The sequence below is a fragment of the Aeromonas sp. AE23HZ002T15 genome, assembly GCF_054165525.2.
In genome coordinates this window covers 4,725,951-4,747,297 of record NZ_CM201342.1, presented here as the reverse complement: position 1 = coordinate 4,747,297, position 21,347 = coordinate 4,725,951, and the positions used below count along the sequence as shown (strand labels likewise).

The 21,347-nt window shown below is 56.3% G+C and carries 15 protein-coding genes and 1 pseudogene; 11 read left to right on the top strand and 5 right to left on the bottom strand.

From position 1 onward, the window contains the following. Positions 1-175: 175 nt before the first annotated feature. Positions 176-394, top strand: a pseudogene (locus ACT5M9_RS22000) (GPO family capsid scaffolding protein); the annotation flags it as partial. 39 nt (positions 395-433) lie between these two features. On the opposite strand, the gene ACT5M9_RS21995 reads toward ACT5M9_RS22000, so the two are convergent. Further along, on the bottom strand, positions 434-1,240 hold the full coding sequence (locus ACT5M9_RS21995) for a crotonase/enoyl-CoA hydratase family protein (protein ID WP_457978871.1): 807 nt from the start codon (positions 1,238-1,240) through the stop codon (positions 434-436). 168 nt (positions 1,241-1,408) lie between these two features. Between ACT5M9_RS21995 and ACT5M9_RS21990 the strand changes: the two genes are divergently transcribed. The 10 genes from ACT5M9_RS21990 to ACT5M9_RS21945 all read left to right on the top strand — a co-directional run bounded on the left by ACT5M9_RS21990 (position 1,409) and on the right by ACT5M9_RS21945 (position 14,526). Further along, positions 1,409-3,193 (top strand): putative nucleotidyltransferase substrate binding domain-containing protein, encoded by a 1,785-nt coding sequence (locus ACT5M9_RS21990; RefSeq protein ID WP_457978873.1) that lies wholly within the window; start codon positions 1,409-1,411, stop codon positions 3,191-3,193. A gap of 7 nt (positions 3,194-3,200) precedes the next feature. Continuing rightward, positions 3,201-3,833: a 3'-5' exonuclease gene (locus tag ACT5M9_RS21985; protein ID WP_457978875.1), complete on the top strand. Its 633-nt coding sequence runs from the start codon at positions 3,201-3,203 to the stop codon at positions 3,831-3,833. A gap of 106 nt (positions 3,834-3,939) precedes the next feature. After that, positions 3,940-4,251 (top strand): DUF485 domain-containing protein, encoded by a 312-nt coding sequence (locus ACT5M9_RS21980; protein ID WP_438551239.1) that lies wholly within the window; start codon positions 3,940-3,942, stop codon positions 4,249-4,251. An 11-nt stretch (positions 4,252-4,262) separates the two neighbouring features. Then, positions 4,263-5,918, top strand: a complete 1,656-nt coding sequence (actP, locus tag ACT5M9_RS21975; protein ID WP_457980567.1) for a cation acetate symporter — start codon at positions 4,263-4,265, stop codon at positions 5,916-5,918. 837 nt (positions 5,919-6,755) lie between these two features. Continuing rightward, a complete protein-coding gene (locus ACT5M9_RS21970) occupies positions 6,756-7,904 on the top strand; it encodes an alpha-xenorhabdolysin family binary toxin subunit A (protein ID WP_457978876.1) in 1,149 nt (382 codons plus the stop codon). A gap of 81 nt (positions 7,905-7,985) precedes the next feature. After that, complete coding sequence (locus ACT5M9_RS21965; RefSeq protein ID WP_457978878.1) at positions 7,986-9,047, top strand: alpha-xenorhabdolysin family binary toxin subunit B; 1,062 nt, start codon at positions 7,986-7,988, stop codon at positions 9,045-9,047. Between the two features lie 418 nt (positions 9,048-9,465). Then, a complete protein-coding gene (locus ACT5M9_RS21960; RefSeq protein WP_457978880.1) occupies positions 9,466-10,458 on the top strand; it encodes an AAA family ATPase in 993 nt (330 codons plus the stop codon). 65 nt (positions 10,459-10,523) lie between these two features. After that, positions 10,524-11,333 carry an AAA family ATPase gene (locus ACT5M9_RS21955; protein ID WP_457978882.1) on the top strand — a complete coding sequence of 270 codons (810 nt, stop codon included), beginning with the start codon at positions 10,524-10,526 and terminating at the stop codon, positions 11,331-11,333. Next, positions 11,330-12,328, top strand: coding sequence for a hypothetical protein (locus ACT5M9_RS21950; protein ID WP_457978884.1), 999 nt, complete (start codon positions 11,330-11,332; stop codon positions 12,326-12,328). Before ACT5M9_RS21955 ends, ACT5M9_RS21950 begins: the two co-directional genes overlap by 4 nt. A 605-nt stretch (positions 12,329-12,933) precedes the next feature. After that, entirely contained in the window at positions 12,934-14,526 is a 1,593-nt protein-coding gene (locus ACT5M9_RS21945) for an ABC-F family ATPase (protein ID WP_457978886.1), read from the top strand. Positions 14,527-14,971: 445 nt separating this feature from the next. Here the strand turns inward: ACT5M9_RS21945 and ppiD are convergent, their stop codons facing one another. The 4 genes from ppiD to clpX form a co-directional block, all read right to left on the bottom strand. Next, a complete protein-coding gene (gene ppiD, locus ACT5M9_RS21940; RefSeq protein WP_457978888.1) occupies positions 14,972-16,885 on the bottom strand; it encodes a peptidylprolyl isomerase in 1,914 nt (637 codons plus the stop codon). A gap of 151 nt (positions 16,886-17,036) precedes the next feature. Next, positions 17,037-17,309: a nucleoid-associated protein HU-beta gene (hupB, locus tag ACT5M9_RS21935; protein ID WP_005315375.1), complete on the bottom strand. Its 273-nt coding sequence runs from the start codon at positions 17,307-17,309 to the stop codon at positions 17,037-17,039. Between the two features lie 240 nt (positions 17,310-17,549). Beyond that, positions 17,550-19,904: an endopeptidase La gene (lon, locus tag ACT5M9_RS21930; protein WP_438551244.1), complete on the bottom strand. Its 2,355-nt coding sequence runs from the start codon at positions 19,902-19,904 to the stop codon at positions 17,550-17,552. Between the two features lie 141 nt (positions 19,905-20,045). Then, positions 20,046-21,320 (bottom strand): ATP-dependent protease ATP-binding subunit ClpX, encoded by a 1,275-nt coding sequence (gene clpX, locus ACT5M9_RS21925; RefSeq protein ID WP_438551245.1) that lies wholly within the window; start codon positions 21,318-21,320, stop codon positions 20,046-20,048. Between the last annotated feature and the right edge of the window lie 27 nt (positions 21,321-21,347).

Here is a 21,347-nt window from a genome sequence, read left to right as displayed (position 1 = left end):
GGCGCCTCCATCCGGTGAATGATGGCGCCATCATAGCCAGCCCCCTCCCCCCACTTATCCCACTGATGTTCTGAGCAATTCGGATTTCCTGCTGGATCCGAATCCCGCCGAACACCATAGCGTGAACCCCCCTTGCCGACCCGATAGCCTGAGCCCGCATTACTTGGGAGCAAGCATGAACGAATCAACCTTGAGAACTGGCTGGGTCTGTATCGCCACCGAAGGCAAAGCGGTGGACGGGCGGGACATTACCCGCGACTGGCTCACCGACATGGCCGAGACCTACGACCCCAGCTATTACACCGCCGTCATCTGGCCCGATCACGATCGCTGGTCCAGCTACGGCACCGTGCAGGCCCTCAAGACCGAAGAGGTGGATGGCAAGTACAAGCTGCCATTTTTCTTTGGGTGAATATGCCTGCTTTCAGGCTCCCTAGAGTACGTTGCGCCTCGGACCAAACGGCAGGCGCCAGCGAAACAGGCTGTTGAGGGTGGCACGCCACTGGTTCGGCCGCCCCAGGATTTGCCGCTGCAACCGGGTCTCTTCCTTCAGCATCGCCTCGTCGCTGTGGGCCCAGGCCTGGGTGTAGAGCCGCTTGATCCCCGCCAGCGCGTCCGGTGACTTGGTGATCAGGGTCTGCGCGAACGCCCGCGCCTCCGCCAGGGGATCGTCACAGACCCGGCTCACCAGCCCCAGGCTCTTGGCCTCGGCGGCCAGCAGCTCGCGCCCGCTCATGGCGAGCTCCATGGCGGTATCCAGCCCCATCAGGTTGCGCAGGGTGACGCTGCCGCTCATATCCGGAATGATGCCCCACTTGATCTCCATCACCGAGAAGCGGCAATCCGGGGTGCTGAAACGAAAATCGGCGCCGAGCGCGATCTGCAGGCCGCCGCCGAAGCAGACCCCCTGAGTCACCACTATCACGGGCACCGGCAGTTGGTGCCAGCCATAGGCGACCCGCTGGGCCAGATTGGTGGCCTCGTCCGCCTCCCGTTTGAGGATATCCAGGGCCGCCACCGGCTGACGCAGCATGGATTTCACATCCAGCCCGGCGCAAAAGGCCCGCCCCTCCCCGTGCAGGATCACCGCCCTCAACCCCTTGTGGCGGCTCAGCTCATTGAGTGTCTCGTCGATGGCGCCGAACATGGCCCTGTCCAGCGCATTGAGCTTGTCTCCCCGGCTCAGCAACACCTCGGCGATGCCGTCCCGGATCTCCCATTTGACCCTTGGTCTGTCCATGTCCCCGCTTCTCCCTGTGAATCGATACTGGTCATACCACTACGTTACCAGAGTGTTACCAGCGGGTATAGAGAGGCTTGGCTCCCATTGCGACTAAAGTCGGCTGGCCTTTCGCCGCCCCTCTTTGTCAGACTGGCCCCAGCTCCCCTGCCCAGGCCGAGACACAGCATGTCCCTCTTGTTCGATTTCAACCGCCCCCCCTTCGACTGCCTGGATGCAGAGGCGCGCCACAAGCTCGGCCAGCATCTCAGCATCTGCTACTTTCGCGCCGGCCAGACGGTGCTGAGCCCGGGCGAGGCTCCACCCGGTCTCTACCTCATCACCAAGGGGGCGGTGGAAGAATCCGGCCCCCACCAGCGCTTCGGCGACTATGGGGAGGGGGACCTGTTCGATGTGCGGGCCCAATTCGACGGCCACTGCCGCCACCGCTTCCAGGCACTGGAAGACAGCCTCTGCCAGCTCATCCCCAGTGCCACCTTCTCGGCTCTGTGTGAGGAGAACCCGGACTTCGCCCGCTACTTCACCGCCACCCTGACCGAGCGCCAGCGGGAGCAGGAGCGGCGCAGCCAGCTCGGCCAGCAGAATCTGGCGGAATTTATTCTGACCCGGATCCAGCCCCACCACCTGCAACCCGCCCTGCAGCTGGACAGGCACACCAGCCTGCTGGCCGCGACCGAGGCCATGGCGGCCAGGGGCACGGATTGCCTGCTCTACCCGGCCAGCGATGGCAGCCTGAGCCTCGCCACCCGCAAGACCCTGCTCCATGCCCTGACCCTGAGCGGCCTGCCGCTTTCGGCCCCCCTGACACTCCTGACACCGGCCCCCCTCATCGGTCTGCCGCTTGACGGCTATCTGTTCGATGCCCTGTTGCTGATGACCCGCCATCGCATTAAGCGGTTGGTAGTCTGGCAGGGACAGGAGGTGGCGGGCGTCCTGCACCTGACCCAGGTGCTCGGCCTCTTCTCCGCCCACTCCCACGTGCTGACTCTGCGCATCGCCCGGGCGGACGACCCCGCCTCCCTGGAGGCGGTAGCCAGGGAGCAGCAGCAGCTCATCCGCTCCCTCCATGCCCAGGGGATCCACACCCTCTTCCTGATGCGGCTCATCGCCACCATCAACGAGCAGCTGATCGCCAAGGCCTTCAGTCTGGTGATCCCGGCCCAGGTGCAAGACAGGGTATGTCTGCTGATGCTGGGCTCGGAGGGGCGCGGCGAGCAGATCCAGAAGACCGATCAGGACAACGCCCTGATCCTGTCAGCCGGGTTGCACTGGCCGGACAGGGAGCGGGATCTCGCCGACTTCAGCGCCCTGCTGGCTCGCCTCGGTTATCCCCCCTGTCCGGGCCGGGTCATGGTCAGCAATCCGGCCTGGACCAGGGAGGCGAGCCAGTGGCAGGGCGACATCGAGCGTGCCTGTCAAAGGGCCAGTGAAGAGGATCTGCTCTGGCTCGCCACCCTGGCCGATGCCCAGGCCATCGCCGGGGATCGCCATCTGTTGCCTCCCCTCGCCCGGCGCCTGCGGGCAGCACTCTCGGAGCGACCCGATCTGCTGGCGGAGATGGCCAGGGCGGCGGTCGCCTTTCACGCCCCCCTTACCCTGTTCGGCCGCCTGGAGCAGGCCCCGGAGGGGCTGGATCTCAAGCGCGGCGCCCTCTTCCCCCTGGTCCATGGCCTGCGCGTGCTGGCCTTGGAGGCCGGGGTGCTGGAGACCTCCACCCTGGGACGCATCGAGGCCCTGGTGGCCCAGGGTCGCCTCAGCCAGGACTATGGCGCCAACCTGGCGGAGGCGTTTCGGCTCTTCATTCGCCTGCGACTCGGCAGCCAGATCAAGGGGGAGAGCAGAGTGCGGGTGGAGAGCCTCAGCCACGGGGAGCGGGATCTGCTGCGCCACGCCCTGCATCAGGTGAAGAAGTTCCAGCAGTGGCTCAGTATCCACTTTCGTCTAAGGCAGTGAGCGGAACATGAGTCTCTGGCAGCACGGGCGCAGACGCTGGCATGGCCGTCACTTTCGTCAGGGGGAGTTTGCCCCCCTGTTCGGCCCGCCCCCGGCGGATGAGTGGGTGGCGCTGGACTTCGAGACCACCAGCCTGGATCCCGGGCGGGCCGAAATAGTCGCCATCGGCGCCGTGCACATCAAGGGCAACCGACTGCTCACCGGCGAGGCGCTCTCCCTGCGGGTGCAGGCCCCCCCCAGCCTCAGCGGGCAATCGGTCGCCATCCACGGCCTGCGCCATCAGGACTTGCAACAGGGTCTGCCCCTCGAGGAGGCCCTGCGCCAGTTGCTGGCCTTTATCGGCGCTCGCGAACTCGTGGGTTATCACATCGCCTATGACCTGCGCATCCTCGCCCTCGCCTGCCGCAGGCATTGGGGGCTCCACCTGCCCCAGCGCGGCATAGAGGTAAGCCGCCTCTATCACGATCACCTCTATCGGCGCTATCCGGATGCGGTTATCGATCTGCACCTGGCCGCCATCTGCCAGCATCTGGGCCTGCCTGCCCTGCCCGCCCACGACGCCCTGGCGGACGCCACCGCCGCAGCCCTCATCTTCCTGCGCCTCACCCTGGGCGGCCCCCTGGCTTATCCCAAAGTCTAATTGTCGACAAATAACATTTAATTCACATTTCAGTTACATGAGCAGGCCTCCTGCTCGGTAGGGACAAGTTCAATCACAGTCGACACAACCGTCACGGAGAACTGCAATGGAACAGCAACGCTATCTGAGGATCCAGCAAGATCCTGTCTTCCAGGAGTTGGTCGCCAAGCGCCAACGCTTCGCCTGGACCCTCTCCATCCTGATGCTGGGGCTCTACCTGGCATTCATCCTGCTCATCGCCTTCGCCCCCGGCTGGCTCGGCACGCCGCTCAGCGAAGGCTCCGCCATCACCCGTGGCATCCCGGTGGGGGTGGGTCTCATCCTCGCCTCCTTCGTGCTGACCGGCATCTATGTCTATCGCGCCAACGGCGAGTTTGACGAGCTGAACAACAAGATCCTCAAGGGAGCTCAATCATGAGCGGCATCTCCATGAAACACACCCCCTGGCTGCTGCTCGGCGGTCTTCTCTCCACCCCCTTGCTGGCGGCCGATGCGCTCACCGGCGAGGTGCAGCGCCAACCCCTCAACGTGCCGGCCATCGTCATGTTCGTGGCCTTCGTGGCCGCCACCCTGTTCATCACCTACTGGGCCTCCAAGCGCAACCGCTCGGCCTCCGACTACTACGCCGCCGGCGGGCGCATCACCGGCTTCCAGAATGGCCTGGCCATCGCCGGCGACTACATGTCCGCCGCCTCCTTCCTCGGCATCTCCGCCCTGGTCTACACCTCGGGCTATGACGGCCTCATCTACTCCATCGGCTTCCTGGTGGGCTGGCCCATCATCCTCTTCCTCATCGCGGAGCGGCTGCGCAACCTCGGCAAGTACACCTTCGCCGACGTCGCCTCCTACCGCCTCAAGCAGACCGAGGTGCGTACTCTCTCCGCCAGCGGCTCCCTGGTGGTGGTGGCCCTCTACCTCATCGCCCAGATGGTGGGCGCCGGCAAGCTCATCGAGCTGCTGTTCGGCCTGCAATACCACATCGCCGTGGTGCTGGTCGGTATCCTGATGGTGCTCTACGTGCTGTTCGGCGGCATGCTGGCCACCACCTGGGTGCAGATCATCAAGGCGGTGATGCTGCTCTCCGGCGCCTCCTTCATGGCCATCATGGTGATGAAGTCCGTCAGCTTCGACATCGGTGCCCTGTTCAGCGAAGCGGTCAAGGTACATGCCAACGGCGTGGCCATCATGAGCCCGGGTGGCCTGGTCTCTGACCCCATATCCGCCATCTCGCTGGGGCTGGCGCTGATGTTCGGCACCGCCGGCCTGCCCCACATCCTGATGCGCTTCTTCACCGTGAGTGACGCCAAGGAAGCGCGCAAATCGGTGTTCTACGCCACCGGCTTCATCGGCTACTTCTACATCCTGACCTTCATCATCGGCTTCGGCGCCATCCTGCTGGTCAGCACCAACCCGGCCTTCAAGGATGCCACCGGCGCCCTACTCGGCGGCACCAACATGGCGGCCGTGCACCTGGCTGATGCGGTGGGGGGCAGCCTGTTCCTCGGCTTCATCAGCGCCGTGGCCTTCGCCACCATTCTGGCCGTCGTGGCTGGCCTGACCCTGGCCGGGGCCTCCGCGGTCTCCCATGATCTCTATGCCTGCGTGCTGAAGAAGGGCAAGGCCAACGAGGCGGATGAGCTGCGCGTCTCCAAGATGACCACACTGGTGCTGGGTGTGGTGGCCATCGGCCTCGGCATCCTGTTCGAGAAGCAGAACATCGCCTTCATGGTGGGCTTGGCCTTCTCCATCGCGGCGAGCTGCAACTTCCCCGTGCTCTTCCTCTCCATGTTCTGGTCCCGCCTGACCACCCGCGGCGCCGTCTATGGCGGCTGGCTGGGCTTGCTGAGCGCGGTGACCCTGATGATCCTGGGCCCCACCATCTGGGTGAAGGTGCTGGGTCATGCCGAACCCATCTACCCCTACGAGTACCCGGCCCTCTTCTCCATGGCCATCGCCTTCGTCGGGATCTGGTTCTTCTCGGTGACCGACAAGTCCCGGAGTGCCTCCGACGAACACGCGAAGTTCTTCCCGCAGTTCGTCCGCTCCCAGACCGGGCTCGGCGCCGCCAGCGCCAGCTCCCACTAAGTCCAGACGTTCTGTCATCAAGCCGGCCTCGCGCCGGCTTTTTTCATGGCCGCTGACCCCAGCATCGTGCAGGCCCTGCTACAGTGGGTCGTTGAGCAGCCCCTGAACGTCGATCCTTTAAACACCAAGCAGCCCGAACTCCTCACCTATCACCGTGATGAGATGTTCAGATCCTCTCCCATTAAATCAGCCTGATTCCTCCTATTTTGAGCGGGCGCCTCTCTCCCGCTCAACCCTGCCTCTGACTTTGCCCCCAACAAGTCCGTGATCCCCTTTCGAAATAGCAACTCACTTGGTTCCATAGCTTGAACAATAAGAAGTGCTCTCGGTTGAGAATGCCTTAGTTCGCCAAAGATCTATGTGAACATGGTAGAGCGTTATTTTCGGATCAATATCGACTATGTAGGAAACAACCGCTTTACGATAACCAGCGCCATGACTAATTTTTCTGACTAGACGGAAAACGGCGTCCCCCTAGCTGGACGCGTTTTCATCGCTCAGCCTGACGCCCAATAAAACACATATGACCTGACGTAAATTCCGGCGGGTCTGGATTACCCCCCTATTCGAGGAATCAAGCGCGATTGCATAGCGCATTGATTTCACATCAATTTCATTGTGTAGCGGAACATGCTCAACCACGCAATTGACATATCTGCCAGTTTGGCTTTTGAGTCGATTTGCATAGGTTGATTAGGCGTAGAAATTACGTGAGTTTCTGGCTCAAGACATAGAACTTGTTCAAGTCCTTATAATTTGGGAGAAATAATCAAAATGATTGCTGACACTTCCGTACCCATTAAGTCTAAGCCTATTGAGGCTGGACAGGTTCCAACTTTGACGCTGAAGTTGCTCACTGGTAGTCAAACTGATGGCGGCCGCGCAGCTGGCATCTTTACTGCCGACGACCTAATCAAAATCTTGCTGTATGTACGCGCTGCCAGGAAGCTACCGCAGAACCTAGCAGAGTTCACGAAAGAAATTGGCAGTGACAGCACAGGCATTCCTGGGCTTGAGCCTAAAGAAATCATTGATTTGTACCAAAAGATCACTGGCCATGCTAACCGCTGGACACCCGTCGAAAGTCTGGTGAAGAAACAAGCCGCTAGCCTCGAAGTTGCATCGGAAGACATCGTTAGAATTGGTGGCCAAGTCATCAAGGCCATCAACCAGATGGATATCATAGAGCAGCTGAAAACCATCAAAGACTCGACTGTAACAATCCCAATTTCTAGTGACAAAGACACCAAAATTCAAAAGGCGTTGCCAGAAGTCATCGAGAGATTAAAGGAAACCTGCATGAAGCAGCAGGAAAAGACGCTCGAGGTGCTAAGGGCAGTGCGTGACTACAAGACCGAGATATCTGGTGGCACTCTGTCAAACAACCAGGCAGTGACGGGTCTTGAGCCAGCGATCGCAGACAAGAAAGAGCGGGCAAAGAAAGCCAATTTGGATGGTCAGATCAAAGAACTCCAAGACAGTATTGATGACCTTCAAAAGGATATCGATCAACTGAAGAAAGACTACGACAAGTATGTCGGGCTTGCATTCACTGGTGCCGCAGGTGGAATTATTGGCCTCGCCATTACAGGCGGCATTTTTGGCGACAAGGCTGAGAAGGCTCGGAAGGAGAGGAACTCAAAAATCCAGCAAAAGGATGACAAGTCCAAAGATCTCACGCAGAAACAGCAGGTACAGGGAATACTCAATCAGTTTGCAACCCAATTTACAGATATTGGGATGCGTCTATTGGATGCTGAGCAGTCCCTAGAGCACCTCGACTTCTTGTGGAACGACATCATCGTAAGAATTGATCAATCGGTTGATAAGTGGAAGCAAGTCAAAGACAGCGATATGTTGCTGTCCTTTGTTACTGACCTGGAAGGAATCGTCAAGCCGTGGAGTGAAGTGGGCAACATGAGCACCGGGCTTGAGAAAGTCTTTGACAAGGCTTATGAAGAGTTCAAAAAAACCTACGGCTCCTAGTGAAAGCTCACCTCGATAAATTTTCGAGCACAGCCACGCTTTCCAAGCACTTTTCAAACATGCGATAAGGTCATCATCACTATGCAGCTTTCCAATTCTACAGCTAATCTCCCGAACTTTGAGTCTGTGGCACATTCTGTCACAACTATTAAGCGAAGCGTTCCTGCGACAAGCGATGGAACATATACCTACTTTACAGATCGTCTTAAGCTCGCTGCTACTGTGGCAGACAACCTTAATCAAGAGATCAGCAACGCTCTTACCTTACTGCCAACCTCGTTGAACAACATGAAGGCAATCCAACTACTTCAACAAAAAAATGGTGAGATTGACGAAGCCCAACGCACGGGCAAAATTACTACTGTGCAGGCAAACACCGCACGGGCACAGTTGCAAGGCAAGCTGAGTACGACAGTCTCATCCACCCTCACAGACTTTGACAATGCTGCAACTAAGCTTTCTGAGCCTGCCGATCGCTTATCAACATTTGGGAAAGAAATCGAGGCCCAACTTAAGGGTGCCTTAGCCACCGAGACAGCAAACCATGAACGCCTGAAGCAGGACGTTGATCGTGAGTCTGCTCGTCTCAAAACCCTCAAAGAGCGCTACGAGACCTTAGCTGCAGCCGTTGATGAAGCGCGGGGTGGGCCTACTGAAGACCTTGCTGGGCTCCTGCCAGATGAAAAGGAGCTGTCGAGCCTTCTTGATGCTGAACCGGAGGATGCCGCTGCTCCGGAGGTTGGAGCCGCGAAGAAGGCCATCGAGCTATCCATAAAGCAAATTAAGAAAATATTGGCGGCTGTTGACAAGACCATTAAGTTCGAGCAACTCACCCAAATGCGCGATGAAATCTCCAAGGCGGTGGCGAAGCAGACCAGTGTGGTAGAGGCCTTTCAAGCAAAGCTGCGGTCGGAGAACACGACACTAGCACTGCTAGGCACTATTGGAACGGCGGGAACGTCCATGACCGCGCTTGCTACGGAAACTACTAAGCTCTCCACAGAATTCTCTAGTTTTGTGGCAACGCTTCGGGATTTAAACAATCAGGCCGCCGCGGCGGATAACTTAATGGAAATCATTAACTACATGGAGTTTTATGTGAAACAAGCTCGTGATGCTCGTAGCAAAGTAATTCTCTCTTAAACTGTTGCTCCGAACACGATCGCTCATTGTATAAGTGCGATCGCCGTTATCACCTGACACCGGCCTCAGGCCGGTGTATTCCCTCCTCTTATGAACACCTGTAGTCACTCCCCTTCTCTATGTGGAGCGTTGGGCTGTGCATGTCTGCTCTTGGGCTCATCAGGCCAATCCACCCTGCCACATTCATACCCAGGTGTACCCTCACTCCCTAGCCACAGCATCCGCCGCCGCTTAGCCGTCTCGCAGACACACCCGCACCTCTGCCCCCAACTCACCAGGCTACAACCTAAGTCAATAGAGTTCCCTTCAGGCCGCTCCACCCTCCCCCTACGGTAACCCTTAAAATCTGTGATCCCCTCCTGATTCAGTGCTCATTACACTCAACAATCGGAACCATATGAGTTACGATTTTTGCTCGGTGTCCAAGCTCCACGCAAGGCCTACCCATGACAAGGAACTGTCATCTGATCACAGGTCAAACACAGTATTTGGGAGCTGTAACCTAGGGGACGATAGCAAAGATTTAATATCACAATTAGAATACTCATCATGCTCTAATGAGAAATACGGGATTACTGCAATGTCTAAAATAGAAAGTATATCAGCAAAAAATTATAAAGGGTTTGGCAACCTGGACCTTTCAATAAAACCTATAACTGTACTACTAGGTTCGAATAGTTGTGGAAAAAGCTCAATTATTAACTTGCTTTTAATGCTCACACAATCAATCGACACCCAAGAGGAATTACTAACCCCATTGAGAATTAATGGCCCCCTTGTCGGTCTAGGGGAGCCCGACAATATAATTAGAGATAGAAATGAAGAAAACACTCTCACTATATCTATTAAATTAAGGAATGATGATTCCGGTACATATGATGAGTCGTCATTTGGTTTCACAAAGGATGAATTCACATCGTACGTGAATCATTTTATATTGAGATTATATCAGGAAAATAAAAGAGCAATCGATTCGGCCGATGAGTCATATACCCTGCCAAACTTTCAAGAAGCACATAGATCAACCAATAACAACAAATATTACAGTATAATATCAAGCACTCTAAGAGAGATAAGGAAATACAATAAAACAAAAAAACTTGCCTATCCTAACAAAGGTATAAGGGATTATTTTGTAAATTCAAAAATGCAGAGAACTTTAGATTCATTAAATATTTTCGATACATTAAGCAAGAATTCAATATTACCAAAGACATTCAATTACTCTATATCTCTTAACAAAGAAAGTAAAAACAAGCTCTCTATCATTCATTTTGATATATTAAATGAGAATGATGAGGCAATAATAAAGGTAGAAAAGGTCGGCAGCAGAAACTCATTTAGCATAACTTCCGATCTAATCAGCAATAATATACTTAACAATTCCAAAAAAGTATATTTGAGAATATAAGAACAAACTCACTTATTCCTGGAAAAAGATTAAACGAACGTGCATATTATTATTCATCAATTCAAATGCTTTCCAAAAACCCTGTAGCAAGCATCGTTACAAGAATAATTGACCAGTGCTGCATTAAACTACAAGAAGCCATAAACAAGTCAACAGTATTACACGTCAGCCCTTTGAGAGCATTTCCACAGAGATATTACTTGCTTGACAAAACAATCCTCAGAACTGAGCTTGATACATCGAATGGAACTGAGCTTGCTGAAATATTAAAGCGCAACCAACGAATTCTAGGAAGAATAAACAAACTATTACTTTCCTTTAATTTACAAATGAGAGTTGACAATATAAATGATGTCATACATAAAATAACTGTAATTCAGGATGGGGTATCTCTCGAAATCACTGATGTCGGATTCGGAATATCACAGGCAATCCCTATTCTCGTTCAAGCTTTCATATCTCCGCCAGGTTCCATAACCATAATAGAGCAACCTGAAATTCACTTACATCCAAAGATGCAGGCATGGCTTATTGATGCCCTCATCGAAGAGTCTTTAAATTCTAATAAACGATTCGTTATTGAAACACATTCCGAGGCAATAATACGACGAATTAGACGGCGAGTTGTTGAGTCTACATTTTCCATAAAAGAAAGTGATGTAATCATTTATGACATACAAAAAGATGAAAACAATTGTTCATTCTTGCAAGAAATAGAATTAAAGGCAAATGGGGATATAGCATGGCCTGATGGCTTCCTTGATGTAGAAATAGAAGATTTACAATCGATACAAATTGCCAAGAGAAATATGGCTCTAAAAGAGCGAGCTGAGAAGGAGTATATCTCTGCATTAGCAAAGGATGACAGACTATGAATTTTGCATATTGCATATGTCCCTCTGCCGCAACATCACCACTTGGTGATTTTGATGAAATCGCAATGAGAGCTATATCAAAAAAAGCCAAAATAATAATTGATGACTGTAACTTATTAATGGAGAACTATTCTAGAAATCTATCTCAACATAATGCAGAAAGCTTTGGGGTATTTGAAAAAATAATACAAAGGCATAAAAACAAAGTCATATACTCTCATTTCACTCCAGACGACAAATTTAACCCTGATGATGATTTAGGGCCAATTAAAATGGTAGAAATTACCACAAATGCAAAGACAACCAGAGCCAAGGGAATTATTTGCAACGACGAATCAGAGTATTCATCCCTTGAGGATACAATTTTCCACAATAGGATAAGTGTGATAACGACTCAGGATGACTTATGCGGTGACTACCCTGGTTATCGTGCACATATAAATAGCCATAGATTGACAGAGCATTTATCGTTTTGCCTTCGATCTTTACATGGTAGGAATATATTTAACCTAGCATCTGAAGATGAGTGCAATGATCAAATCCGAGATCTAATGGCTAGCAACGGTTACTTGATAAAAGACCAGACAAGAAGAGGAGTATCCGATAAAGGATACGCAGCAGGAGAAGTTGACTTACTTGTTGAATGTGGGAATGAACCTTATGCCATTATTGAAGGACTCATTGTTAGTTCCAAGCAAAGCGACTATATAAAAAGACATATTATCAAAGCCCTGACAAAATATGACAACGTTGGATTACGAGACTTCTATATTCTAGTTTATTATCGAGGTAAAAACTTCCCATCATTTATAGATAAATACCAAGAGCTTATAGATAATTTTATACATATTTCAGGGAACAAAACGTCTCCAGTAACAATACATAGCACTACAAAGTCTGAAATTAGGAACTCTGGCTATAGAGAAATTGTTTGTTTGGGTGAGCGGAGAGGCATACAAATAAAATGCACCCATATGTTAATTGATCAAGGTTAATATTTTTTAGTTGAGCATCTCAATTTTTTAATATGTTAACACCGGCCTCAGGCCGGTGTATTCCTTTTCCTCCTGAACAACGCCTTGAGGCTTGCAACCCCACGTTGCCCTGTTTCCTGGTAGAACACCGGGCTGTGCTGGATCTGTGCCCTTGTCGGTAGCCCCTTCAATACCTCATCACCTAAATCCTCCCCCTGCCACAATCCTCCGTAGCAATTGCGCATACGCCTGCTCTAACACCGGCCGGTAGGCATCCAGGCTCAGCGTCTGCCGCGCCCAGCTCGTGGCCTTGGCTGCCAGCTCCACCGCGGGATGGGTAAATCGGTGGGTCCGCACTTCGACCAGCGCGGTATTCAGCGTCGGCAGCCCCAGCTCCCACTAAGCCCCGTCTCTTCGCTTCCAAGCCGGCCTCGTGCCGGCTTTTTCTCTTCTCTGGCCCCTCATCTCTTCCTTGTTGTCCTGTGATCCTCCTCCCCGGGCGCCAATCCCCTCGCCCTCACTCCTGCGGCCGGCATGCAATAGCGCCAGATCACAGTTCTCGCTAAAACTTTCGGGGGATCTGTGCCATAATGCGCGCCATTTGACAGACCAACCGGGACATTCCAGTGCTTTCAAGCAACAACATCACCATGCAGTTCGGCGCCAAGCCGCTGTTTGAGAACATCAGCGTCAAGTTTGGCGGCGGCAACCGCTACGGCCTCATCGGCGCAAACGGCTGTGGCAAGTCCACCTTCATGAAGATCCTCGGCGGCGATCTGGAGCCCACTGGCGGTAATGTGAGCCTGGACGTCAACGAGCGCATCGGTAAGCTGCGCCAGGATCAGTTCGCCTACGAAGAGATGCGCGTGCTGGACGTGGTCATGATGGGTCATACCGAGCTGTGGGCCGCCATCGCCGAGCGTGACGCCATCTATGCGAACCTGGAAGCGACCGACGAAGACTACATGAAGGCCGCCGAGCTGGAAGGCCTGGTCGCCGAGTACGACGGCTACACAGCCGAAGCCCGCGCGGGCGAGCTGCTGCTGGGTGCCGGCATCCCCATCGAGCAGCACAACGGCCCCATGAGCGAAGTGGCGCCGGGCTGGAAGCTGCGGGTACTGCTGGCGCAGGCACTGTTCTCCAACCCCGATATCCTGCTGCTGGACGAACCGACCAACAACCTGGACATCAACACCATTCGCTGGCTGGAGCAGGTGCTCAACGATCGCGAGAGCACCATGATCATCATCTCTCACGACCGTCACTTCCTGAACTCCGTCTGCACCCACATGGCAGATCTGGACTACGGCGAGCTGCGGGTCTACCCGGGCAACTACGACGAATACATGACAGCGGCCACCCAGGCCCGCGAGCGCCTGATCGCCGACAACGCCAAGAAGAAGGCCCAGATCGCCGATCTGCAATCCTTTGTCTCCCGCTTCAGCGCCAACGCCTCCAAGTCCAGCCAGGCGACGTCTCGCCTGAAGCAGATCGACAAGATCAAGATCGAGGAAGTGAAGGTCTCCAGCCGTCAGAACCCCTTCATCCGCTTCGAGCAGGACAAGAAGCTGTATCGCAACATCCTGGAAGTGGAAGGGGTGTCCAAGGGTTATGGCGAGGCGCCCCTGTTCAAGGGCCTCAACATGATGCTGGAAGTGGGCGAGAAGGTCGCCATCCTGGGTACCAACGGCATCGGTAAATCCACCCTGATCAAGACGCTCGTTGGGGATCTGGCCCCGGATACCGGCACCATCAAGTGGTCCGAGAACGCCCAGATCGGCTACTACGCCCAGGATCACGCGGAAGACTTCGACACTGATCTCAACGTGTTCGACTGGATGGCCCAGTGGAAGCAGGCCAACGAAGACGAGCAGGCGGTGCGCTCCGTGCTGGGTCGTCTGCTGTTCTCCCAGGACGACATCAAGAAGCCGGTCAAGGTGCTCTCCGGTGGTGAACAGGGCCGCATGCTGTTCGGCAAGCTGATGATGCAGCGCCCCAACATCCTCATCATGGATGAGCCGACCAACCACCTGGACATGGAATCCATCGAATCCTTGAACCTGGCGCTGGAGATGTATCAGGGCACCCTGATCTTCGTCTCCCACGACCGCGAGTTCGTCTCCTCCCTGGCGACCCGGATCCTGGAGCTGACCGAGAACGGCATCCGTGACTTCGGCGGTACCTACGAGGATTACCTGCGCACTCAGGGTGTGGTGTAAGCCCCTCCCCGCACTAATCTCATGCAAACCGGCGCCCAGACGCCGGTTTTTTATTGCCTAAATGGCCCCACAGCCCGCCGGTACCCTGCCGCCCTACCTCCCAGTCCCGGATGAGCCTGAGCTCTCCCATGCGATTCCTTCTGTTGCCACACGCCGGTTGGCGTACATACCCGGTCCACCATCTATCCCAGCACACTCGCGGACCCAGGCAGCATCGACATGCGGCGGCGTACGCTGACGCTCTCCACCGACATGCGTCCAGCCGCCCCCTGACCAGATCAAGGCACATTCGCACTGAGCCGACATGCTTCCCATACGCCTTAGAACGGCATGAATTATCTGCAGAATGGGCATAGTGGCGATAGATGACCCGTCAAAATGAGTATCTTGCAGATAAAAAAACGGCCCCTGAGTGGGGCCGTTTTCGATGGGATGCGGGGTCGACTTATTCGACAGCCGCTTCCACGTCGGTGAAGTACTCGATCTTGGCAGACTTGCGCAGCTCGTCGATGAGGGACTTGTAATCCGCCTGGGCCTTTCCCTGGCCCAGCTGCCCTTGCAGCAGGCTGACCATCTCGGACGGCTTCTCGGTCACGTTGACCTTGTCCAGCGCCACCACCACGCGATCGCCGTTGGCTTCGGCCACCAGTTCGACGCTCGGCTTGCCATCCTTCGGATGGGGCATGCGGAACGCCTGGGCCAGCAGGTTCTGATCCATGTCCTGGGTGAAGCGCACCACACCCTTGTGGGCCTCGACCTTGGCACCCAGGGCGGTCAGGTCGGCCTGGATATCCTCGCCGGCATGCAGCTTGTCCAGCAGCCCTTGCGCCTTGCCACGGGCCACTTCGCTCGCCTTGTCATGCTTGATGGCCGCAACCACCTGCTCCTTGACGTCCGCCAGCGGCTTGGCCGCCTTGGGCTGGTGACCCATGATGTGCAGCACCAGCGCCTTGCCGTCGGAGAGCTCGATCACGTCGGAGTTGGTGTTGTCATCGCGCAGCTGTTCGGAGAAGGCGGCGGAGAGCACCTTGGGATCGTTGAGGGGCGCCGGGGCATCGGCCTGGCTGAAGTAATCGGAGGAGACAACCTTCAGACCCATGGCTTCGGCGGTCAGATCCAGGGAGTCCGGGTTCTCGAAGCTGCTGTCAGCCATCTTCTGCTGCAGGGCGAAGAACTGCTCCTTGGCCTTGTCAGACTGCAGACGGGTGATGGTCTCGCTCATCACATCGGCAAACGGCTTGGTCTTGGCCGGTTCGACCGCCAGCAGCTTGATGATGTGGAAACCGAACGGGCTCTTCACCACGGCGGAGAGGTCACCGGTCTTGGCCAGGGCAAAGGCGGCCTTCTCGAAGGCAGGATCCATCACCCCTTTCTCGAACCAGTCCAGCTCGCCGCCCTTCTTGGCGGAGAAGGTGTCGGAGGAGTTGGCCTTGGCCAGCGCGGCGAAGTCTTCACCGCCCTTGGCCTTGACCAGCAGCTCTTCAGCCTGCTTCTCGGCGGCCTTCTCGTCCTTGCCAAACGGGATCAAGATGTGGGCCACCTGACGACGCTCCGCACGCTGGAACAAGTCCTGGTGCTGATCGTAGTAATCCTGAGCATCCTGCTCGGTCACCTTGATCTCTTTGCCCATGGTGGCGGCATCGAGCAGCAGGTAGTCGACCTTCACCTTCTCGTCGTTCATGAAGCGGGTGCTGTTGGCCTTGTAGAACTGCTCCACCTCGGCATCGGTCACCTGGACCTCATCCGCATAGGCAGCGGCGGCCAGGCGCACCAGACGCAGATCGCGAGTCTGGTTGTAGAGCTTGTCGAGCTGCTCGGCCTCACCCTTGAGGGCGAACTCCGAGCCCAGCACGGCGCCCATCAGCTGCTGACGCACCATGTCCTGGCGCAGGGAGTCACGGAACATCTCGGGGGTCATGCCGGCGCGGCGGATCAGCTGCAGGTAGCGATCGTTGTTGAACTTGCCGTTCTCGGCAAACTCCGGCATGGCGACGATGGCCTGCTTGATCTGCTCGTCGCTGACGCGCAGACCCAGTTCACGTGCCTTGCCGTCGATCAGCGCCTGATCGATGAGACGATCCAGCACGCCACGGCGGAACTGCTTCATGTAATCGGGATTGGCGGCCAGCTGGTTGAAGGCTTCCCCCATCTGGGATTCCATGCGGGCCCGCTCGTTGCGATAGGCATTCTCCAGTGCGGGAGCACTGATGTCATTGCCGTTGACGGTAGCGGGGGCGGTACGTGCCGGGCCATTGAGGTAGCTGCCTACACCGGCCAAGGCAAAGGAGAGGATGATCAGGCCCAAGATAACCTTGGCTACCTTGCCCTGCGCCCCTTCGCGTAGTTTATCCAACATCATGTTTGTACTTATGCTCCCGAACTCGATGGGCGTAAATAATGAAAAGGCGCACCGATTGCGATGCGCCTTGGTCAATCAGTATGAGGGAGAGCCCTCTCACTTGTCTGGTCTGTGACCAAGGACGGTGGCCGATGTGAAATCAGCGCCCGGCTTAGTTGACCGCGTCTTTCAGGGCCTTGCCGGCTTTGAAGGCAGGAACTTTGCCGGCGGCGATTTCGATGGTCGCACCGGTTTGCGGGTTGCGGCCGGAACGAGCGGCACGCTCACGAACAGCGAAAGTACCGAAGCCAACCAGAGCAACCTGGTCACCCTCTTTCAGTGCTTCACCAACGGCGTCGATGAAGGCATCCAGCGCACGGCCAGCAGCGGCTTTGGAGATATCAGCACCGTCTGCAATCTTGTCAATCAGTTGAGATTTATTCACTCTTATTTTCCCCTATTATCGAACATCGCTGCGGCGCTGATTTCCCTGGCCACAACAAGTGGAGGTTTTATAGCAAGCCTCCTGATCAGTTGCAAGTGACAATCTGGCGCAAACCCGCGCCACATCACGCATTGCGACTCATCATGAGTACCCGATCGGTGGTCAAGGCTACTTCCGTTATCCGGCGCATGCAAGCCTTAACCACCCCTCGAATGCGCCAAATTTGCGGCGCATCAACATTTACACGACAGAAACGCGTTCGAAACCCTGCGGATTCTCTTGCAGCGCCAGCGCCAGCACCTCGTCAATCCAGCGAACCGGATAGATTTCAAGGTCTTGTTTGACGTTGGCCGGAATTTCTTCCAGGTCCCGCTCGTTCTCTTTCGGGATCAGCACCCGCTTGATGCCACCACGGTGAGCCGCCAGCAGCTTCTCTTTGAGACCACCGATGGGCAGCACTTCGCCGCGCAGAGTGATCTCCCCCGTCATGGCCACGTCCGCACGCACCGGGTTGCCGGTGAGGCTGGAGACCAGGGCGGTACACATGGCGATACCGGCGCTCGGACCGTCTTTCGGAGTCGCCCCTTCCGGCACGTGCACGTGGATGTCGCGCTTCTCGTAGAAATCGCCATTGATCCGCAGCTTCTCGGCACGGGCCCGTACCACCGTCATGGCCGCCTGGATGGACTCCTGCATCACATCCCCGAGGGAGCCGGTATAGGTCAGCTTGCCCTTGCCCGGCATGTTGGTGGTCTCGATGGTGAGCAGATCGCCCCCCACCTCGGTCCAGGCCAGGCCGCACACCTGACCAATCTGGTTCTGGTCGGTGGCCTTGCCGTAATCGAAGCGCTGTACCCCCAGGAACTCCTTGAGGTTCTCCTGATTGACCAGTACATGCTTGATGCTCTTGTCCAGCAGGATCCGCTTGACCGCCTTGCGACAAATCTTGGAGATCTCGCGCTCCAGGCTACGCACCCCCGCCTCGCGGGTGTAGTAACGGATCACGCCGATCAGCGCCGAGTCATCTATGGTGATCTCGGAAGGCTTGAGGCCATTGCGCTGGATCTGCTTGGCCACCAGGTGCTGCTTGGCGATATTGAGCTTCTCGTCCTCGGTGTAACCGGACAGACGGATCACCTCCATCCGGTCCAGCAGCGGACCCGGGATGTTCATGGAGTTGGAGGTGGCCACGAACATCACGTCCGACAGGTCATAGTCCACTTCCAGGTAGTGATCGTTGAAGCTGCTGTTCTGCTCGGGATCCAGCACTTCCAGCAGGGCAGACGCGGGATCGCCGCGCATGTCCGAGCTCATCTTGTCGATCTCGTCCAGCAGGAACAGCGGGTTCTTCACCCCGACTTTCGCCATCTTCTGGATGAGCTTGCCGGGCATGGAGCCGATGTAGGTGCGACGGTGACCGCGGATCTCCGCCTCGTCACGCACGCCGCCGAGGGCCATGCGCACATACTTGCGACCGGTCGCCTTGGCGATGGACTGACCGAGCGAGGTCTTGCCCACACCGGGAGGCCCGACCAGGCAGAGGATGGGGCCCTTGAGCTTGTTCACCCGCGCCTGCACCGCCAGGTACTCGAGGATGCGATCCTTGACCTTGTCCAGGCCATAGTGATCCGCGTCCAGCACTTCCTGGGCCTTGCCCAGATCTTTCTTGACCTTGGAGCGAGCCTTCCAGGGCACCTGCACCATCCAGTCCACGTAGCTGCGCACGACGGTGGCTTCGGCAGACATGGGGGACATCATCTTCAGCTTGGCGAGCTCGGCCTGGGCCTTCTCGCGCGCATCCTCCGGCATCCCCGCCTCTTCAATCTTGCGATTGAGGGCTTCGAACTCGTCCGGGCTGTCTTCCAGCTCACCCAGCTCTTTCTGGATGGCCTTCATCTGCTCGTTGAGGTAGTACTCCCGCTGGCTCTTCTCCATCTGCTTCTTGACCCGGGAGCGGATGCGTTTCTCGACCTGCAGCAGGTCGATCTCCGACTCCATCATGGCCATCAGAAACTCGATGCGCTCGGACACGGAGGCGATTTCCAGCACCTTCTGCTTGTCTTCGAGCTTGAGCGGCATGTGGGCCGCCATGGTGTCCGCCAGGCGCGCAGCATCGTCGATCGCCGAGATCGAGGTGAGCACCTCGGGCGGGATCTTCTTGTTGAGCTTGATGTAACCTTCAAACTGACCGATGGCGGAGCGCACCAGCACATCCTGGTCCTTCTCCTCGATGGCGGCAGACGCTATGTACTGCGCCTCCCCGACGAAGAAGTCCTTGTCATCGATCATCCGCTCAAGACGGGCACGCTGCCCCCCCTCCACCAGCACCTTGACGGTGCCATCCGGCAGCTTGAGCATCTGCAAAATATTGGCCACTGTCCCGACGGAGAAGATCTCCTCCACCGTAGGCTCGTCAGTTGACGCATCCTTCTGGGCCACCAGCAGGACTTTCTTGTCCTGCTCCATGGCCGCTTCCAGACAGCGAATGGATTTTTCCCGCCCCACAAAGAGTGGAATGACCATGTGGGGGTAAACCACCACGTCACGAAGAGGCAGGACGGGAATCTCGATGCGTTCAGAACGCTCTAGGTTCATATATGTCCTCTCGGCTTGTTATACCGTTGGCAAAGCGCTTGGCAGAGTATATGGGGGCGCAAAGATGAGATTCAATCCGCCTTGGCCGTAAAAAGCAAGAAAGGGGCAAAACGCCCCTTTATGTGATTAAAAATCAGCCAGTTACTCTGAGGCGGCGGCCTGAGTCTCGGGATTGTCGTAGATCATCAGGGGCGCGGAATCCCCCTTGATCACCGTCTCGTCGATCACCACCTTGCTGACCCCTTTCAGAGAGGGCAGGTCATACATGGTGTCGAGCAGCACGGCCTCGACGATGGATCTCAGACCCCGGGCACCGGTTTTCCGCTCCATCGCCTTGCGCGCGATGGCGTTCAGGGCGTCGTCACGGAACTCCAGCTCGACCTCTTCCAGGGCGAACAGGGCGGCATACTGCTTGGTCAGGGCGTTCTTCGGCTCCTTCAGGATCTGGATGAGGGCAGCCTCGTCCAGTTCGGTCAGGGTCGCGACCACGGGCAGACGGCCGATGAACTCGGGGATCAGACCGTATTTGATCAGATCTTCCGGCTCCACCTTGGCAAAGTTCTCGCTCAGGGTCGCCTTGGCATTCTTGGATTTGACGTCGGCGCCAAAGCCGATGCCGGTGCCCTTGACGGAGCGCTGCTCGATCACCTTGTCCAGGCCGGCGAAGGCACCACCACAGATGAACAGGATCTTGGAGGTATCGACCTGCAAGAACTCCTGCTGCGGGTGCTTGCGGCCCCCTTGCGGCGGCACAGAGGCGATGGTGCCCTCGATCAGTTTCAGCAGTGCCTGCTGTACCCCTTCCCCGGACACGTCGCGGGTGATGGAGGGGTTGTCCGACTTGCGGGAGATCTTGTCGATCTCGTCAATATAGACGATGCCGCGCTGGGCCTTCTCCACGTCGTAGTCGCACTTCTGCAGCAGTTTCTGGATGATGTTCTCCACGTCCTCACCCACGTAACCGGCTTCGGTCAGCGTAGTGGCATCGGCCATGGTGAAGGGCACATCCAGCAGACGGGCGAGCGTCTCGGCCAGCAGGGTCTTGCCGCTGCCGGTTGGGCCTATCAGCAGGATGTTGGACTTGCCGAGTTCGACGCCGCCAGCCTCGCTACCGCTACGCAGACGCTTGTAGTGGTTGTAGACGGCAACCGCCAGCACCTTCTTGGCGTACTCCTGGCCGATCACGTAGTCATCCAGGTGAGCACGGATCTCATGAGGGGTCGGCAGCTCGCTACCATCGCGCTTGGGGGAAATCTCGCGGATCTCCTCGCGGATGATGTCGTTGCACAGCTCGACACACTCGTCACATACGTAGACGGAAGGGCCAGCGATCAGCTTGCGCACTTCATGCTGGCTCTTGCCGCAGAAAGAGCAATAAAGCAGCTTGTCGCCCTCACCCTTGCGTTTCTCTGTCATTCAGCAACCTCGTTTAATCGATAGAGG